The 18,534-nt window shown below is 72.6% G+C and carries 12 protein-coding genes; 1 reads left to right on the top strand and 11 read right to left on the bottom strand.

Going from position 1 to position 18,534, the window contains the following annotated elements; genetic code table 11:
- Positions 1-526: 526 nt before the first annotated feature.
- Positions 527-3,793 (top strand): NACHT domain-containing NTPase, encoded by a 3,267-nt coding sequence (locus tag E0L36_RS20030; RefSeq protein ID WP_180930504.1) that lies wholly within the window; start codon positions 527-529, stop codon positions 3,791-3,793.
- Positions 3,794-3,925: 132 nt separating this feature from the next.
- Here the strand turns inward: E0L36_RS20030 and E0L36_RS20025 are convergent, their stop codons facing one another.
- The 11 genes from E0L36_RS20025 to E0L36_RS19975 form a co-directional block, all read right to left on the bottom strand.
- The gene (locus E0L36_RS20025) at positions 3,926-6,451 is read right to left on the bottom strand and encodes an ATP-dependent Clp protease ATP-binding subunit (RefSeq protein ID WP_180930503.1); all 2,526 of its coding nucleotides are present in this window, start codon (positions 6,449-6,451) and stop codon (positions 3,926-3,928) included.
- A gap of 1,188 nt (positions 6,452-7,639) precedes the next feature.
- A complete protein-coding gene (locus E0L36_RS20020) occupies positions 7,640-7,975 on the bottom strand; it encodes an Lsr2 family protein (RefSeq protein WP_180930502.1) in 336 nt (111 codons plus the stop codon).
- A gap of 153 nt (positions 7,976-8,128) precedes the next feature.
- A complete protein-coding gene (locus E0L36_RS20015; protein ID WP_180930501.1) occupies positions 8,129-8,662 on the bottom strand; it encodes an amino-acid N-acetyltransferase in 534 nt (177 codons plus the stop codon).
- Positions 8,663-8,671: 9 nt separating this feature from the next.
- A complete protein-coding gene (locus E0L36_RS20010; RefSeq protein WP_308416842.1) occupies positions 8,672-9,082 on the bottom strand; it encodes a BlaI/MecI/CopY family transcriptional regulator in 411 nt (136 codons plus the stop codon).
- A 489-nt stretch (positions 9,083-9,571) separates the two neighbouring features.
- Entirely contained in the window at positions 9,572-9,742 is a 171-nt protein-coding gene (locus E0L36_RS20005; protein WP_180930499.1) for a hypothetical protein, read from the bottom strand.
- A gap of 115 nt (positions 9,743-9,857) precedes the next feature.
- Positions 9,858-11,534, bottom strand: coding sequence for a hypothetical protein (locus E0L36_RS28300; RefSeq protein WP_180930916.1), 1,677 nt, complete (start codon positions 11,532-11,534; stop codon positions 9,858-9,860).
- 934 nt (positions 11,535-12,468) lie between these two features.
- Positions 12,469-13,266 carry a type III pantothenate kinase gene (locus E0L36_RS19995; protein WP_180930498.1) on the bottom strand — a complete coding sequence of 266 codons (798 nt, stop codon included), beginning with the start codon at positions 13,264-13,266 and terminating at the stop codon, positions 12,469-12,471.
- Between the two features lie 39 nt (positions 13,267-13,305).
- Entirely contained in the window at positions 13,306-14,340 is a 1,035-nt protein-coding gene (gene nadC, locus E0L36_RS19990; protein ID WP_180930497.1) for a carboxylating nicotinate-nucleotide diphosphorylase, read from the bottom strand.
- The gene (locus E0L36_RS19985; protein ID WP_180930496.1) at positions 14,337-16,265 is read right to left on the bottom strand and encodes an L-aspartate oxidase; all 1,929 of its coding nucleotides are present in this window, start codon (positions 16,263-16,265) and stop codon (positions 14,337-14,339) included. The genes nadC and E0L36_RS19985 overlap by 4 nt, the downstream gene beginning before the upstream one ends.
- On the bottom strand, positions 16,262-17,386 hold the full coding sequence (gene panC / locus E0L36_RS19980) for a pantoate--beta-alanine ligase (RefSeq protein WP_180930495.1): 1,125 nt from the start codon (positions 17,384-17,386) through the stop codon (positions 16,262-16,264). The genes E0L36_RS19985 and panC overlap by 4 nt, the downstream gene beginning before the upstream one ends.
- Positions 17,383-18,348, bottom strand: a complete 966-nt coding sequence (locus E0L36_RS19975) for a Rossmann-like and DUF2520 domain-containing protein (protein WP_180930825.1) — start codon at positions 18,346-18,348, stop codon at positions 17,383-17,385. Before E0L36_RS19975 ends, panC begins: the two co-directional genes overlap by 4 nt.
- Positions 18,349-18,534 lie beyond the last annotated feature (186 nt).

Genomic DNA, 18,534 nt, shown 5'->3' with positions numbered 1-18,534 from the left:
ACTTCCGGGGCACGGGCGACGGCATCATGTCCGTCCAAGCCCCCCGGACGGGCACCTCGCCGGGGAGCGGAGCACGTGAGTCAGGAGCACCGCCATGCCGTGTGCCGTCCACCCCGGATTCGCCCCACCCGCCCGGACGCGGCCGACGCGCGGGGGTGGTACCCGGTGATCGCCTCGGGCTCGGGGGACGCGACGGCCGCCGCCCGGATGACGCTCACGGTCTACCGGATCCACCCCGACGGCACCCGCTCCCCCGCTCTGACCCGGACCACGGTGACGCCACGCACGGCCTGCCGGGTGCCGTTCTCCCTGGCCTTTCCACCGTGCCGCTGCCCCCGCTGCCGCCCCCGTCCCAACTGACCGCGCACGGCCGCCCCAACTGGACGCGCGCGGCGCGCCGTTCGGGCCCACACGGCTCACTCAGAGTGCCGAAAGCGTCACCCGGAGACCCGTTCCCCACTTACCCTGGTCCCATCTCCCGCCACACGCCCGTGAGATGGGAGCCGGGCACGCGGAACGGGGGCGGATGGACACCGGGATCATCGCGACGCGCCTGGCGTCGAGCGTCGTGGTACCGATCGTCAGACGACTGATCGTGCGCGAGGGGCCGGGAGCCGGACTGGTCGACCGCCCGGTGCGGATGAGCACGCTGCTCACCTTCGGGCGGGAGCGGCGGACGCTGTCGGACGAGCGGGTCCGCGCCCTCGCCGCCGAGCTGGTGGACCGCGCGACGCGGGCCGCCGGTCCGCACGAGCCACCACTTCGACCGGACGAAGTCCCCCTCGTCGCAGAGACGTTGGCGCGCTCCCTGCTCGCGCTCCGGGACCTGGAGCTGGAGGACGCGCAGGCCGTACAGCTCGGCCACCAGGAGCTGGCCCGGAGGCTGTCCCGCGCGGCGCCGCCGACGAGTCAGCTGTCCCGCGACGCGACCGCGCTGCACGAGGCGCTGCTCCGGACGGCCTGTCTGCACATCCTGCACTTCCTCACGCGGCGCTCCACCTTCGTCGCCCACACGCTCGTCGCACAGAGTCAGCAACTGGCCGAGCTGATCCGGTCGTTGGACGTACTCATCGAGCGCACTCCGCACCGCTCCCTGGAGGACGCCCGCTTCGAACTCGACTACACCCGCTACGTCGCCAAGCGCCACAGCCAGATCACCATCTACGGGCTCGACCTCACCGAGGTCTCCGACTGGCCCCTGGACGCGGCCTACCTGAGCCTGGAAGCCAGCGCCCCGTACCACCACCCCTCGCCGCTGTCCGAGGACGACTACCCGCACGCGGGGCCGGAGAGCGCCCCACTCCGCACCCAGCCGGTCGACCAGGCGCTGGCCGGACGCGACCGCGTCCTGCTGCGCGGCGTCGCCGGTTCCGGCAAGACCACCCTCATCCAGTGGCTCGCCGTCACCACCGCCCGCCAGGAACAGGCGACCGGACGCCACGCCCACCTGCTCGGCCGGGTCCCGTTCGTCCTCCCGCTGCGCACCCTGACCCGAGGCGGCGCCCAACTCCCCGTCCCCGGACGGTTCCTGGCGGCCACCGGCTGCCCGCTCTCCGGCTCGCAGCCGGACGGCTGGGTCGACCGCGTCCTGACCGCCGGACGGGGCCTGCTCCTGGTCGACGGCGTGGACGAGGTACCCGAGGAGGAACGCCTCCGCACCCACCGCTGGCTGGACGACCTGCTGCTCGCCTTCCCCGGCAACCCCTGCCTGGTCACCTCCCGCCCCTCCGCCGTCCGCACCGACTGGCTGAGCCGCCAGCACTTCACCGAGCTGACGCTCTCCCCGATGGGTCGCGCCGAGGTCGCCCTCTTCGTCGACCGCTGGCACCAAGCAGCCGACGCCGACCGGAAGTTGGCAACCCAGCTGCTCGACGCCGTGCGGAGCAAACCGGACCTCGCCCGCCTCGCGACCAACCCGCTGATGTGCGGGCTGATCTGCGCCCTCCACCGCGAACGGCGCGGCTACCTGCCCCGGGGCCGCAAGGCGCTCTACGACGCGGCGCTGGGCATGCTGCTGGAACGCCGCGACCGGGAGCGCGGCGCCGAGCACGCCAACGGCATCACCCTGGACGCCGAAACCCAGACGGAGTTGTTGCAGCGGCTCGCCTACTCCCTTATCAAAAACGGCCGTTCGGAGATGACCGAGGACGACGCGCTTCGGCTACTCGACCGCGTCCTGCCCGCCCTGCACCGCGCCTCGGCGCAGGGCGGCACCGAGGAGATCTACCGGCACCTGCTCAACCGCTCCGGCCTGCTGCGCCAACCGGCCACGGGCAGCGTCGACTTCGTGCACCGCACCTTCCAGGACTACCTGGGTGCCCGCGCCGCCGTCGAGGAGCGTGACTTCGAACTGCTCGCCGACCACGCCCCGCTCGACCAGTGGGAGGACGTGGTGCGCATGGCCGTCGCGCACGGCCGCGCCGACGAACGGGCCCGTCTGCTGGGCCTGTTGATTGAGCGCGGCGACCGGAAGCCCCGGCACCGCAAGCGCCTGCACCTGCTCGCCCTCGCCTGCCTGGAGCACGCGACCACCCTCGACCCGGAGGTCCGCGCCCGCATCGAGCGCCGCGCCGCCCGCCTCCTCCCGCCCCGCTCCCCCGGGGAGGCGAGAGAACTCGCCGAGATCGGCCCGCTGGTCTTGGAACTCCTCCCCGGCCCGGAGGACCTTCCCGAGGACGAGACCAGAGCCGTGGTCACAGCCGCCGGAATGGTCGGCGGTGACGCCGCCCTCCCCCTCCTCACCCGCTTCCTGCACCACGACCCCCCGTCCGCCGTCATCCATCTGCTCGGCACCTTCTGGCACAGGTTCGACACCGAGGAGTACGCCCAGAAGGTCATCCGGCATCTGGTGGGCCACCCCGACGCGGTCATCCACGTCTCCACGGAGGAGCAGCTGGCCGCCCTCACCCGGCTGGGCGGGCACCAACGACTGGTGCTGGAGGGCGACTTGCCCGTGGACCGCGTCCTGAGCCTGCTGGACGAGCGGCTGGGCGACCTGACACTCACGCACAACAGCCTCCTCACGGACCTGGAGTTCCTCCGTGGACTCCCCCGTCTGGAGCGCCTGGGGCTGTTGACGTGCCCTCAGCTCAGCGATCTCACCGCGCTCAGCTCGCTGCCGCTGCGCATCCTCAACCTGGACCTCGCCCCGCCCCCGGCGTCCCCCGTTCCCGCGTACGCCCCGGTACCCACCGGACCGGCGGGTACCGGAGGCCCGCCCAGCGCCTCACCGGCCCTCCCGCCGCTGCCCCAACTACGGGTGCTGCTCCTCGACATCAACACCCCCTGGCCCGGCTGCGCTGCGCTGCCGAGATCTCTTGAGGTCCTGACGCTGCCCGCGGAGGCTCTCGACCTGACCGGGCTCACCGCCCTCCGCGGCCTCGCCCACCTCAGCCTCCTGGGGCTGGCGCTCCCGCTCAGCAGGGCTGACTGGGCCGAGCTGGCCGAGCTGCCCAGCCTGGACCGTCTGGACCTGAGCTACGGGCAGCTGGCCGAGGCGTTCGCCATCGGAAAGCCCCTGCCCGAACCCTCCCTCATCGACCTCTACTGCTATGGGGACGAGCCGGATCTCACGGCGGTGGCCCGGCACTTCCCGGCGCTCCGGCAGATCCGGCTGCACGAGTCTCCTCCCGGCCTCGACCTGACGCCGCTGACCGGACTGCCCGAGCTGACACAGGTCCACGTCATTGACTGGAGGTCCCCCGTATGGGGGGCGGAGGTGTTCCCCGAACACGTCGAGGTGCTGTTCTCCCCGCGCCCGCGCGAGCCCCTGTCCACGGAACCCGGCCCGTAGCCGACCGCCCGCCCGTGGTCCGGGGCCGGGCGGCGGCCCCCCGGAGAAACAGCCGTGGACACGGGCCCGAACGCACCGGGGCCCGGCACCCACTGGGTGCCGGGCCCCGGACCGAGTCAGTTCTCTCGGAGGTCAGCTCTCCTTGGAGAGGTTCGGACCGCCACCGGCCGCCGACTCGACGGGCGGCGCGTCAGGCAGCGCGGCCTTCTCCTCACCCCGGAAGGTGAACTTCTTCTCCTCGCCCTCGCCCTCGGTGTCGACGACGACGATGTGGCCGGGACGCAGCTCGCCGAAGAGGATCTTCTCCGACAGCTCGTCCTCCACCTCGCGCTGGATCGTCCGGCGCAGCGGCCGGGCGCCCATCACCGGGTCGTAGCCCTTCTTGGCCAGCAGCTCCTTGGCGTCCGTGCTCAGCTCGATGCCCATGTCACGGTCCTTGAGCCGCTCGTCCACCTGGGCCAGCATCAGGTCGACGATCCGGATGATGTCGTCCCGCGTGAGCTGGTGGAAGACGACCGTGTCATCGACACGGTTCAGGAACTCCGGCCGGAAGTGCTGCTTCAGCTCGTCGTTGACCTTGGACTTCATGCGCTCGTACCCGGTGCTGACATCGCCCTGGCCCGCGAAGCCGAGGTTGAAGCCCTTGGAGATGTCCCGGGTGCCGAGGTTGGTGGTCATGATGATGACCGTGTTCTTGAAGTCCACCTCGCGGCCCTGGGAGTCGGTCAGGCGACCGTCCTCCAGGATCTGCAACAGCGAGTTGAAGATGTCCGGGTGGGCCTTCTCCACCTCGTCGAACAGCACCACGGAGAACGGCTTGCGGCGCACCTTCTCGGTGAGCTGCCCGCCCTCCTCGTAGCCGACGTAGCCGGGGGGCGAGCCGAACAGCCGGGAGACGGTGTGCTTCTCGCTGAACTCCGACATGTCGAGGGAGATCAGGGCGTCCTCGTCGCCGAAGAGGAACTCGGCCAGCGTCTTGGACAGCTCGGTCTTACCGACACCGGACGGACCGGCGAAGATGAACGAACCGCCCGGCCGCTTCGGGTCCTTGAGGCCCGCACGGGTGCGCCGGATGGCCTGCGAGAGCGCCTTGATGGCGTCCTCCTGGCCGATGACGCGCTTGTGCAGCTCCTCCTCCATGCGCAGCAGCCGCGAGGACTCCTCCTCGGTCAGCTTGAAGACCGGGATACCGGTGGACGCGGCCAGCACCTCGGCGATGAGCTCCTCATCGACCTCGGCCACGACATCCATGTCGCCGGCCTTCCACTCCTTCTCCCGCTTGGCCTTCTGGGCCAGCAGCTGCTTCTCCGAGTCCCGGAGCGAGGCCGCCTTCTCGAAGTCCTGCGAGTCGATCGCGGACTCCTTGTCCTTGCGGACACCGGCGATCTTCTCGTCGAACTCGCGGAGGTCCGGCGGAGCGGTCATCCGACGGATGCGCATCCGCGATCCGGCCTCGTCGATCAGGTCGATGGCCTTGTCCGGCAGGAAGCGGTCCGAGATGTACCGGTCGGCCAGCGTGGCCGCGCCGACCAGGGCGGCGTCCGTGATGGAGACGCGGTGGTGCGCCTCGTACCGGTCGCGCAGACCCTTCAGGATCTCGATGGTGTGCGCCAGCGACGGCTCCGCGACCTGGATCGGCTGGAAACGGCGCTCCAGCGCCGCGTCCTTCTCCAGGTGCTTGCGGTACTCGTCCAGCGTGGTGGCGCCGATGGTCTGGAGCTCGCCGCGGGCCAGCATCGGCTTGAGGATGCTCGCCGCGTCGATCGCGCCCTCGGCGGCGCCCGCACCGACCAGCGTGTGCAGCTCGTCGATGAACAGGATGATGTCGCCGCGGGTGCGGATCTCCTTGAGCACCTTCTTCAGCCGCTCCTCGAAGTCACCGCGGTAGCGGGAGCCCGCGACGAGGGCGCCGAGGTCGAGCGTGTAGAGGTGCTTGTCCTTGAGCGTCTCGGGCACCTCGCCCTTGACGATGGCCTGCGCCAGCCCCTCGACGACGGCCGTCTTGCCGACGCCGGGCTCGCCGATCAGGACCGGGTTGTTCTTGGTACGGCGGGACAGCACCTGCATGACCCGCTCGATTTCCTTCTCTCGCCCGATAACCGGGTCGAGCTTGGACTCGCGGGCCGCCTGCGTCAGATTCCGGCCGAACTGGTCCAGCACCAGGGAGGTCGAGGGAGTGCCCTCGGCGGGGCCACCAGCGGTGGCCGCCTCCTTGCCGCCGGAATAACCGGAGAGCAGCTGGATGACCTGCTGCCGCACCCGGTTGAGATCGGCGCCCAGCTTCACGAGGACCTGGGCGGCGACGCCCTCGCCCTCGCGGATCAGGCCGAGCAGGATGTGCTCGGTGCCGATGTAGTTGTGGCCGAGCTGAAGGGCTTCCCGGAGCGACAGCTCCAGGACCTTCTTGGCGCGAGGGGTGAAGGGGATGTGGCCGGACGGGGCCTGCTGGCCCTGGCCAATGATCTCCTCCACCTGCTGACGGACAGCCTCAAGCGAAATCCCGAGGCTCTCCAGTGCCTTAGCGGCGACACCCTCTCCTTCGTGGATGAGGCCCAGAAGGATGTGCTCGGTGCCGATGTAGTTGTGGTTGAGCATCCGGGCTTCTTCCTGAGCCAGGACGACAACCCGCCGCGCGCGGTCGGTGAACCTCTCGAACATCGTTAATCGCTCCTCAGAGCGGTCAGGCAACGAGGGGACGCTCCCCTCGCTGTCCTTCCGCAGCTTAGTCCCGCAACGGGGGACCGCTCATTCCAACTGCCGACACCAGTCCATGGCCCCCTGCCCCGGACAGCCGACAGCAGTTCCAACCCGATGGTGCGAGACGATGTTCCCGCAGGCCAGGCGTATTCACCTGGATCCACTACGCCGACGGCGAACGCCCTCTCGTCGACACGCCCGCCCTTCACCGACACCGCCCTTCCACACCCCCGTTTCACCAGGATTTCCTCCGCTCTCCTGGGGGCTTCCTACCCGCCAGCCCGGACGCTCCATGCGGCCCCGGACCGAGAGAGCACCCCACATCCGCTGATGGCGAACAGCCTTGCGGCGCCCACCTTCCCTTCGGGAATCACCCTGTGCGTGCGAACAATCGACAAAGCGTGACCGTCTTTCGCGATCACCAGTTGCACACCGCACGGTGTTTTCCCGTTCACAGTCGCACGCCACCCTCCCGCCATCGATCCGCTTCGGTCGACGGCGCCCACCGGCCGAACGCGAGAGGGACGGATGAGAGGGATTCCGCGACCTCGCGGGACCGGAGCAGACGAGCGGCGCGGACGGGAAGCGCGGCGGAGCGGAGCGCGCTCGCGGTGCGGCCCCATGGGGAACCGGAGGCCCGGGAGCGGGGAGCTGGGGGCTTATGCCCCGGGGAGGAGATCCCGGCCCCGGGAGGAACCAGGCGGGCTGGAACCGGGCGGGGACGCGGGCCTGGGGAGCGGCGAACCGGTGCCCGGGAAGGGGGTCGACCCGGCGCGGGAAGGAGCGCGCGGGGAACCGGCCGATGGAGGGACGTCCGGAGGACACGGGGACGTCGAAGGGGGACGTCCGACGGGATACGGAGGAGACGGAGAGGCCCGGGCGTCGGGCGGCTCCAGGCGGTGCGGAGGCGGGGGCGTCAGAGGCGGCCGAATCCGCGCCGCCCCGTGGGGCTACCGGGGTGACCTGCGGGGCGCGCCACCGGCGTCGCTCCGTGGGCGCCCCGCTACGTCGCCCGGGAGGCCGCGCCTGTCATGTGCGGCCTCCCGGGCCAGGGCGTGAACCGGGCACGGGTCCGGTTCCGGACCTCCTGCGGCTGGCGTGTGCGACGACCGCCCCACACCCGCCCGCAAAACGTGGCACCCGGCCAGCTCAGCCGTTGGCCTTCTCGTACGCCTCACGGATATTCGCGGGCACCCGGCCCCGGTCGTTGACCTCGTAACCCTGCTCCTTGGCCCAGGCACGAATCTTCGCCGTGTCCTGACCACCGGCGCTCGGAGAGGCGGCGCGGGCCTTTCCACGGCCGGAGCGCCCACCGGTACGGCGGCCACCGTTGACATAGGGCTCCAGCACGCCACGGAGCTTGTCCGCATTGGCGGTGGTGAGGTCGATCTCGTAGGTCTTCCCATCGAGCGCGAAGGTCACGGTCTCGTCCGCTTCGCCGCCGTCGAGGTCATCGAGAAGAAGAACCTGAACCTTCTGAGCCACCTGCTGCTCCCATTCGTTGATAACGCATTGCCGATACTGCCGACAAAGCAAACCGCTTTTCCGGAAGAAACTCAAACCCTCGGTGGACTTTGCTCGCACCGCGGACGAGGATTCACGGGATCTTTCGGACATAGCGCCGCACTTCTGAGTCCCTCAGAGATGCAGCAGCATGCGACTGTTACCCAAGGTGTTGGGCTTCACGCGTTCCAGTCCCAAGAACTCGGCCACGCCTTCGTCATAGGAACGCAGCAGCTCACTGTAGACATCGCCGTCCACCGGCGTCTCACCGATCTCGGTGAAGCCGTGCTTGGTGAAGAAGTCCACTTCGAAGGTGAGACAGAAAATGCGCCGGACACCGAGCCAGCGCGAGGTCTGGAGCAACTTATCCAGCACCAGGTGCCCGACCCCGGCCCCTTTGAGCGCCGGATCCACCGCCAGCGTCCTGACCTCGGCCAGATCCTCCCACATCACGTGCAGCGCACCGCAGGCGACCACCGTGCCGTCGTGGTCGCGCTCGGCGACCCAGAACTCCTGGATGTCCTCGTAAAGCGTCACCGTCGCTTTGTCGAGGAGGATGCGGTCCCGCGAGTAGACGTCGAGGAGTCGGCGGATCGCGGGCACGTCCGAGGTACGCGCCCTGCGGACGGAGACTTCGGTGAGCGGGCTCACTCTCCCGGGTTCTGCCATGTAAGGACGCTATCGCCCCGGCGGCTCGTCTCTCTCGCCGGGGGTGTCGAGGTGCACGCCACGCAGTTGTACGACCCGGAGTGCGTCCCGGAGCACGTCTACCTGTTCGGGGGACATCATCCCGAAGAAGTCGACGAGGGCGGCGGCCGGGTTGTCACTGGCCGACCACCCTTCGTTCATCAGTGCCGCCGAGTAGGCGGCACGGGTGGACACCGCCTCATAACGATAGGCGCGGCCTTCCCCGACTCTGCGAAGCCATCCCTTCAGGCGAAGGTTGTCCATTACCGTCATCACGGTGGTGTAGGCGATGGAGCGTTCTTCCTGAAGATCTTCGAGGACTTCTCGCACGGTAACTGGCCGGTTCCACCGCCATACCCGGGTCATGACGGCGTCTTCCAGGTCTCCCAAACGTCGAGCCACGACGAGCATAATAAGGGCAGATGTCCAGTATGCGCGGCTTTTCTGGCCTCCGGAAAGGCGAGGGGGAAGGCGGAGAGGAAGGCGGGGGCGAAAACCGCCACGCGGCGGGCTGGGGTACCCCGGGAAAACGACCGGAAAGCTGCGCGCCCGCGCTCCGAAACCCGAACCCCCGGTGCCCCGGCCCGAGTCGGCGGCCCCGAAACCAGGGAAGCGGTCGGTGGCTGCCCCACGCGGGCCTCCTGTCGTACGCGCCGTGCGTGATCCGGACAGCCGTCCGGTGCGCGGTCGGCGGCGGGAGAGTCGCGGACCGCTCGCGGGGCGTCAGGGGAAGCGCGGGACGTCGGGGAAGCGCTGTTCCCCCACTACCGCGAGGGGGTCGAACCGTGGACGTGACGACCGACGGACGTCCACTGGCGAACGCGAGCGGCAACGGCTGCCTGGCGGATGGCGCTCGGCGGGTGCGGCGGGGGAGCGGACTGTCGAAGCGGTTCAGGCGTCCCGCTGCTCGCCGCGCGCTTCGGCCTGGGCCAACGCCGCGTCCACGGCGGCGTCCTCCTTCGCCTTGTTCGCGCCCCCCTGGCTCTTCACGATCGTCACGATGAGTGCGGTAAAGGCCGTCGCCATCAGGAACGGCGGGGTCAGCGCGGCGATGTAGTCCATGGCGGTGGGCCTCCCTCTGTCCGGTACCCCAGCCTACGCCGCGCCCGCCACCCACCCAGAACGCGGGGGCCGGGACACCGAAGTCGGTGTCCCGGCCCCCGCGTGGGGACGGCGTTCAGGCTGACAGCACCCGGTCGGCGGCCTGTTCCGGCGGCGGCAACCGGCGGCGCCGGGGCGGGAAGACCTCGGCCGGGGTCGGTACGGGCTTGCCGGGACTGGGCGACCTCGGCTCGGAGGTCCCCGGGGTGTCCGACGGACGGGACGGGGACGGAGCCGCGGGTTCGGCGGGCCGCTCGGGCTGCTCCTCCTCGGGCTCCGGCTCCCCCGTACCCTCCCCCGGCTCCGCCGGTTCGCCGGACTCACCGGGTTCGCCCGAGTCCCCGGAGTCCCCGGCATCGCCCGAGTCACCCGGCTCCTCCACGTTCCCGGACTGAACGGGCTGTCCGGACGGAGCGTGCCCACCGCGCTCCTCGTGCCCGAGCGCCCCCGTCGCCTCGTACTCGGCCACCTCGTGCTCCGTCGCCTCGTGTTCGGCGGCGTCGTACCGCGTGGCCTCGTGCTCCCCGGGCTCGTGCTCGGCGTCGTCGCGGACGGTGGCCTCGTGCTCGGTGGCCTCGTGCTCGGTGGTCACCGCGGGGGCGGGGGCGAACTCCCCTGTCTCGGCGGGCTCGTTGGTGGCCACGGCGTCCAGTGGGAGAGCGGTCACGGGCTCGTCCGTCCCGCCCTCCTCCTCCGGCTCGCCCGCCTCCTCCACCTCATCCGTCTGATCCGTCTCGTCCGTGCGCGGAGCCTCCGACTCGTACTTCGGCTCCGTCCACTCCTCCGGCTCCCGCTCGTCCAACTCGGGTTCCCCGGCGTCCCGCTCCTCCGGGGTCCCTCCGCACCGGGGTTCGCCCGGGTCGGCGTCGTCGGCCTCCCCATCGTGCTCCGTGGAGTCCGCTTCCGCTCCCGTCGGTGGCTGCTCCTCCGCGACCCGTGCCTCCGGAAGGCGCTCGGAGACGGGTTCGCGGACCGGGACTTCGAGTTCCGGAACCTCGCGGTCCGGGGCATCGGGGCTCGGCACGGGCTCGGGATTGAGGTTGGCGTCCGGCTCGGCTCCCGGTTCGGGGGTCGGCTCGTGGCTCGGGTCCTCCGGGGAGCCCGGCCGGGCCGCGGGCAGACCGGGGGACCCGACGGCCGAGGCGGCGTGCCGCGCGGCGGTGACCCGCGCGGCCCGCTCGGCCGCCGTGCCCTCGTGCGTCACCAGCGCGTGCCCGGCGCCCCACGCCGTGCACCCCTCGACGGACGCGAGGGCGACGCCGCGCGGGGTACGGCCACCGGGCAGCACCCGCAGCCGGGTACGGACGGGCCGGTCGAGCAGCTCGGCGCAGCGGTGCAGCAGACCGGCGCGGCGCCGCGCCTCGGCGGGGACGCGCGCGTGCGCGCGCAGCATGCGCAGTGCCGCCAGGTCGTCCGGATGGGGCAGGCAGTCGAGGGTGAGGGCCTCTTCGAGGCGAGTCAGGTACCCGGTGGCGGCGCCGGGGAGCGCGGCCCGGTGTCGTGCGAGGTCCGCGAGGAGGAAGGCGCGGTAGCGGGCGTCCTCCGCCGCCGTCTCCTCGATGGCTTCGGCGAGGCGAAGGTAGGGGCGGAGGTCCCGTCCCGGGTGGTGCCGCCCGGCGTCGTCGTTCGTCGGGCGCGTCCGGTCCTCGGTACCGGGGCGGGCGCGGAGAGCGGCAGCGAGGGCGGAGCGCAGTACCTCCAGCTCGGCCGCGCTGAAGGCCATGCCGCCTCGGGAACCGTGTGGGGTGGGCATGGGGTGACGATAGGCCGGGCCCCCGGGCTCCTTGGGCTGATCGCTCCCGCTGGGCGTGGCGCCCCCGCCCCTGTCCACAGCGTGTGGACGGGGGCGGTCAACGCCCGCCCTGCCCGCGCGTGGCCCGCGTGGCCCGCCGCGTGTTCCAACGGCCCGCCTCCGGCGGCCGGGCGCCGCTACGGGTGGGCGGGTCCGGCCGATCGGCGGGCGGGGAGGTCGCGGTGTGGCCCGGTGCGCGTGCGGAGGGCAAGAGGCCGGGGTCGGGGGTCGGGGTGGGTGCGGCGAGGGGGTGGCGAGGGGTACGGGGCGGCCGGGAGGGCGGCCGCGGGGAAGCGCTTCCGGGTGGGCGTGCGGCCGGGGCGCGGTTCGCGCGGGGCGGACAGACCATCCACAGGTGTGGATACGGGAGTTGGTCGATTCGTGGACAACTGAGGCCGCTGGTGGGCCGGTTGTCGAAGAACGGTCCGGGTGCGGGCTGTTGGGGAGGGTGCGTGGGTGTGGGGCTACGTCCGGGGTTGCGTGGGTGGTGGTCGGGATCCCCTGAAGGCGGCGGCCAACTCCGCGATTTCGGTGGGCGCTTGGGATCGTGGCCCCGGAGACGGTCGGGAGCGGCGGCCGGGGTGGTGGTGCGCCGGCGGATCGGAGGTGCGGTGCTCGGTAACACCGGACGTGCCGGGGGTGTGGGGGAGAGGGGGGTCGGGGACGTGGTGGTGGGCCGGGGGCGTCGCCGGTACGGGGGCAACTGGTCGGCCGAGAGCGGAAGTTGGGCGAACCCGGGGGACACACGACCGCACGACGCGGCACCGGGGGTGCGCCCCGAGCGGCCCGGGTGACCTCCGGGGAAGCGCGGACAGGTCCGGAGCGGCCCGAACGGTCCCGGAGGAACCGGGGAGCTGGGGGAGCCTGGTGGTCGCGGAGCGGGGCGGGCGGTGGGTCAGAGGCGGGCGACGTTGCGCTCGTAGACCAGGCGGAGGCCGATCAGGGTGATCCAGGGCTCGTGTTCGTCGATTGTCATCGCCTCGCCGAGCACCATCGGCGCCAGGCCGCCGGTGGCGATGACGGTGACGTCGTCCGGGTCGTCGGCGAGTTCGGTGGCCATCCGGTTCACGACGCCGTCGACCTGGCCCGCGAAGCCGTAGAGGATGCCGGACTGCATCGCCTCGACGGTGTTCTTGCCGATCACGCTCCGGGGCCGGGCCAGTTCGATCTTGCGGAGCTGCGCGCCGCGCATCCCCAGCGCGTCCACGGAGATCTCGATGCCGGGGGCGATGACGCCACCGACGTACTCGCCCCGGGCGGAGACCGCGTCGAAGGTGGTCGCGGTGCCGAAGTCGACGACCACGCACGGGCCGCCGTACAGCTCGATCGCGCCCAGGGCGTTGATGATGCGGTCCGCGCCGACCTCCTTGGGGTTGTCCACCAGGATCGGCACGCCCGTCTTGACGCCGGGTTCGACGAGCACGGCGGGGATGTCGCCGTAGTAGCGCCGGGTCACCTCGCGCAGCTCGTGGAGTACCGAGGGGACGGTGGAGCAGATCGCGATCCCCTCCACGCTGTCCCCCAGCTCCTCGCCGAGCAGCGGGTGCATGCCCATCAACCCCTGGAGCAGCACGGCCAGTTCGTCGGCGGTGCGCCGTGGGTCGGTGGAGATGCGCCAGTGCTCGACCACCTCCTGTCCGTCGAACAGGCCGAGGACGGTCTGGGTGTTGCCTACGTCAATCGTCAACAGCATGGTGCGGGGCCCCGGTTCCGTGGTGATCCGTGGTGGAGGTCAGCGATCGTCGCGCAGGTCGAGACCGATATCGAGAACCGGGGACGAGTGGGTGAGCGCTCCCACCGCGATGAAGTCCACTCCGGTGGCCGCGTAGGCGGCGGCGTTCTCCAGCGTCAGACCGCCCGAGGACTCCAACTGGGCGCGTCCGGCGACGCGTCGGACGGCCTCGGCGGTCTCCTCCGGCGAGAGGTTGTCGAGCAGCACCAGGTCCGCGCCCTCCGCGAGCACCGGTTCGAGCTGGTCGAGCGCGTCCACCTCGACCTCGACGGGCAGGTCGGGGAACTCCTCGCGCACCCGGCGGAACGCCTCGGCGACCCCGCCCGCCGCGACCACGTGGTTGTCCTTGATCAGCGCGGCGTCCGAGAGCGACATCCGGTGGTTGTCGCCGCCGCCGCAGCGCACCGCGAACTTCTCCAGCGCGCGCAGTCCGGGCGTCGTCTTGCGGGTGTCGCGCACCCGCGCGCCGGTTCCCGCGCTCTCCAGGACGTCCGCCCAGGCTCGGGTGGCGGTGGCGATGCCGGACAGGTGGCAGAGCAGGTTCAGCGCGCTCCGCTCGCCGGTGAGCAGGTCCCGGGTGCGGGTGCGGACGGTCAGCAGCGGCTGGCCCGCGACCACCCGGTCACCGTCCTCGACGTGCCGTTCGACCTCGAACTCGTCGGTGCAGACCACGGAGAGCACCGCCTCGGCGACGCGCAGTCCCGCCACCACGCCGTCCGCGCGGGCGGTGAAGTCACCGACGGCGACGGCGTCCTCCGGGACGGTCGCGACGGTGGTGACGTCGACGCCCTGGTCCAGGTCCTCCTCGATGGCGAGGTGGGCCACGTCCTCCACCCGGACGGGGTCGAGCCCCGCCTCGGCCAGCAGCGCCGCCAGATCCGGGTCCAGCCCGCAGTCCAGCGGGTCGAGGTCGGCGCCCTCGGGGCCGCCGCAGCCGCAGGCGGACCCGCAGCCGCCGTCCGCCTCGGCCCCGACGGGCGGGCCCCCGATGGTCAGCAGCGGCACGTGAACGGGCTGCGGGGTGGGGTTGGTCACGGCTTCTCCTTGTTCGCGACCGAAGGAACGGTCGTTCCCGTCGGGTCCATCGTTTCCGTCGTACGCACCACGAGGTTACGGGCCGCCGTGGCGATCCGATGACCGTGCTGGTCAGGGCCATGATCGGAAGCGTCGGGCAGGGCGGCGACGAGGTGGTGGCGCCAGCCTCGGTCGTCCCGCTCCGGGTGGTCCTCCCGCCAGTGGCAGCCCCGGGTCTCGGCCCGGCGCCTGGCCAGCGCGACCAGGGCGCGGGCCACCAGCAGGAGGTTGGTGGTCTCCCACGCCTCCACCCCTGGCTCCGCCCGCCCGGTCGTACCGGCTTCCAACACGTCGCTTTCCAACACGTCGCTCTCGGCGGCCAGTTGGTCCAGGCGCGCGGCGGCCTCGGCCAGGCTGCGCTCCGAGCGGAGCACCCCGGCGCCCTCCGTCATCACCCGCTGGATCACCGGACGGGCCTGGGGCGGCAGCAGCACTCGGCGGGCCGGGGACGACACGGGACCGGGGGCGGGACCGTCGGCGGCGCTCGGGAACGGGGCGGGGTTCGCGGACGGGCCGGAGCCGGGGGCGGTGATCCGGGCGGCGATGCGCTCGGCGAAGACCAGCCCCTCCAGCAGGCTGTTCGACGCGAGCCGGTTGGCGCCGTGCACTCCGGTGCAGGAGACCTCGCCACAGGCGTACAGCCCGGGCACCGTGGTCCGCCCGGCCAGGTCCGTCCGTACGCCGCCGCTCGCGTAGTGCGCGGCGGGCGCGACGGGGATCAGCCCGGTCACCGGGTCGACGCCGTGCGAGCGGCAGGACGCGAGGATGGTGGGGAAGCGGCTCTCCCACATCGCGGCGCCGAAGTGCCGTCCGTCCAAGTACATGTGGGGCACTCCCTGTTGGGCGGCGCGCCGCATGATCGCCTTGGCGACGACGTCCCGTGGCGCCAGCTCCGCGAGTTCGTGCTGCCCGAGCATGAACCGCACCCCGTCGGCGTCCACCAGATGCGCGCCCTCGCCGCGGACCGCCTCGGAGATCAGCGGCTGCTGGCCGCGCGCGTCCCGGCCGAGGTAGAGCACCGTCGGGTGGAACTGGACGAACTCCAGGTCCGAGACCTCGGCGCCCGCCCGCAGCGCGAGCGCCACCCCGTCGCCGGTGGAGACCGCGGGGTTGGTCGTGGCGGAGAAGATCTGGCCCATGCCCCCGGTGGCGAGCACCACGGCGGGCGCGCGCACCGCGCCCACCCCGTCGCGCTGCCCCTCGCCCATGACGTGCAGGGTGACCCCGGCCGCCGCTCCCTCGGGCGTGGTGAGCAGGTCGAGGACGAGCGCGTTCTCCACGGTGCGCAGCGGCAACTCGGCGTCGGCGGAGCCACTTTCGGCCGGGCGGCCGGTGACGGGACGGCTGTCGGCGGGGCGGCCGGTGACGGCGGCGACCAGCGCGCGGGAGATCTCCGCGCCCGTCGCGTCCCCGCCCGCGTGCGCGATGCGGCGCCGACGGTGGCCGCCCTCCCGGGTTAGCTCGATCCCGCCGTCCTCCGCCAGGTCGAACGCGGCGCCGGTGGCGATGAGTTGGCGTACCGCCTCCGGGCCCTCGGTGACGAGCGTGTGGACCGCGCGCTCGTCGCAGAGTCCGGCGCCCGCGAGCAGCGTGTCGTCCCGGTGCTGGGCCGGGCTGTCGTCGGCGCCGAGCGCGGCGGCGATCCCGCCCTGCGCCCAGCGCGTGGAGCCGTCGTCCAGCCGCGCCTTGGTCACCACGACGGTGCGGCGGCCCGCCGCCGCACAGCGCAACGCGGCGGTGAGGCCCGCGACTCCGGACCCGACGACCACCACGTCCGCCTCCAGGGTCCAGCCCGGCGGCGGCGCGGCGAGCGCTTCGGCTCCCCCGAGCCGCAACTCCCCGGTGTCTGCGGGCACTTCGGAACTCCGCTCCGGAGTGCGGCTCATCGGCCCGCCCGCTGCGGCTCGTTGGCCCCGGCCGTGTCGGAACGGCCCAACGTGAGCCGGACGTTGTCGATCAGCCGGACGGAACCGACCCGCGCGGCGACCGCCAGCACCGCCGGCCGGGGACCGCCGGTGGTCTCGGTCAGCTCCGTGAAGTCGGACGGGTCGACCAGCGCCACGTAGTCGGTGGTCACCGGCGGCTGGGCGGCGGCCGCCCCACGCAGCACCGCACGCGCCGTCTCCAGCACCGCCCGTGGCCCCTCCCCGGCGCGCTCCCCGGCGGCGAACAGCGCCCGGGAGAGAGCGCGTGCCGAGACCCGCTCGGCCTCGGAGAGGTAGCCGTTCCGGCTGGAGAGCGCCAGCCCGTCCGGCTCCCGGACGGTGGGCACGCCCACGATCTCCACCGGGAAGTCGAGGTCCCGCACCATGCGGGAGATCAGGGCCAGTTGCTGGGCGTCCTTCTCACCGAAGAACGCGAGGTCCGGCGCGGTGAGGTGCAGCAGCTTGGCGACGACGGTCAGCATGCCGTCGAAGTGCCCCGGCCGCGAGGCCCCTTCGAGCCGTTCCCCCATCGTCCCGGCCGCGAGGGTGACCCGCGGCACGCCCTCCGGGTAGACCTCCCGCGCCGCGGGCGCGAACACCACGTCCGCGCCCTCCCGGCCGGCGAGTTCGACGTCGGCGTCGAGGGTGCGCGGATAGCGGTCCAGGTCCTCGCCGGGGCCGAACTGGAGCGGGTTGACGAACACGGTGACCACGACCTGCCCTTCCGGCCCCACCCGCTCGCGGGCCGCCCGGACGAGCGCCGCGTGACCGGCGTGCAGCGCGCCCATCGTCATCACGACCGCGCGGGCGCCCTCCGGCCGGGCGAGCGCACGCGCGGCGGCGACCGTACGGAGCAGCGACGGCCGGGCGGCGGACGCCTCCTGACCGCCATCCGCCGCACCCGGCGCCCCGGCCGTGCCGTTCGGCGGGGCGGGCGGTCCGGGCGACGGTCCGGACGTGCCGCCCGTCACGGCGGAGTCGCCGAGGACGTCCGAAGTACCGCCCGAAGTACCACTCGACGTACCGGGGTTGCTGGAAGGGCCGGTCGATATGCCGGGGCTCCCAGCGGTGTTCGGGGTCATGTGTCAGCTCCTCCGCGCTGCGAGTGCTCCGCGAGCACCTCCAGCAGGTCCTCCGCGAGTTCCGGCTTCAACAGCCCACTGTCCAGCGCGCGGTCGGCGGTCGCCCGGGCCATCGCCAGATATCCGGCCACCATCTGCGGTGCGTGCCGCCGGAGTTCGGCCACATGGGCGTTGACGGTACCGGCGTCGCCGCGCGCCACCGGGCCGGTGAGCGCCGCGTCGCCGGAGCGCAGCGCGTTGTCGAGCGCGGCCCCGAGCAGCGGCCCGAGCATCCGGTCCGGGGCTCGCACCCCCGCCTCGCCCAGCAGCTCCATGGACTGTGCCACCAGGGTGACGAGGTGGTTGGCGCCCAGCGCCAGCGCCGCGTGGTACAGCGGCCGGGACTCCTCGGCCACCCACTCGGGCTCCCCGCCCATCTCGATGACCAACGCCTCGGCCGCGAGCCGCAGTTCCTCCGGTGCGGTCACCCCGAAGGAGCAGCCCGCGAGGCGCTGCACGTCCACCGGGGTGCCCGTGAAGGTCATCGCGGGGTGCAGGGCGAGCGGCAGCGCCCCGGCGCGGAGCGCCGGGGCCAGCACACCGGCGCCGTACCGGCCCGAGGTGTGCACGACCAGCTGCCCGGGGCGCACGGCGCCGGTCTCCGCGAGCCCCGCCACCAGGTCGGGCAGCACGTCGTCGGGGACGGTCAGCAGCACCAGCTCGGCACGGGCCAGCACCTCACCGGGAGCGACCAGCGGGACGCCCGGCAGCAACTCGGCGGCCCGGCGCCGGGAGGCGTCGGAGACGCCGGAGGCGGCGACCGGCCGGTGGCCCGCGAGGCCCAGCGCGGCGGCGAGGGCGGGTCCGACCCGCCCGGTGCCGACCACGCCGACGGCGAGCCGCGCCGGCCGGTCCTCGGCCCGCGCCGGAGTGCCCCGCTCGGGGGGCTGGGGGTTCGCGTTCACGGAGTGACGGCCTTCCATCGACGCCATCGGCGTTCCAGCCCCGCGACCGCCGCGGGTGCCGTACGCATCCTCGCCATCGTAAGCCCCCGCGCCGGATTCGCACGGTGTGGTGTACATCGCCCCGCCCCCGCCACGCGCCCCCGAGATGGGGACGGGGGTGGGGCGCGGAACGCCGTCCCCGCGTCCCGTCAGCCGGCGGCGCGC

This window comes from Streptomyces sp. AJS327 (genome assembly GCF_013450295.1).
Taxonomy (GTDB): Bacteria; Actinomycetota; Actinomycetes; order Streptomycetales; family Streptomycetaceae; genus Streptomyces.
Note: the sequence above shows the minus strand (reverse complement) of the source record. Positions and strands in the feature narration are given on the sequence as shown.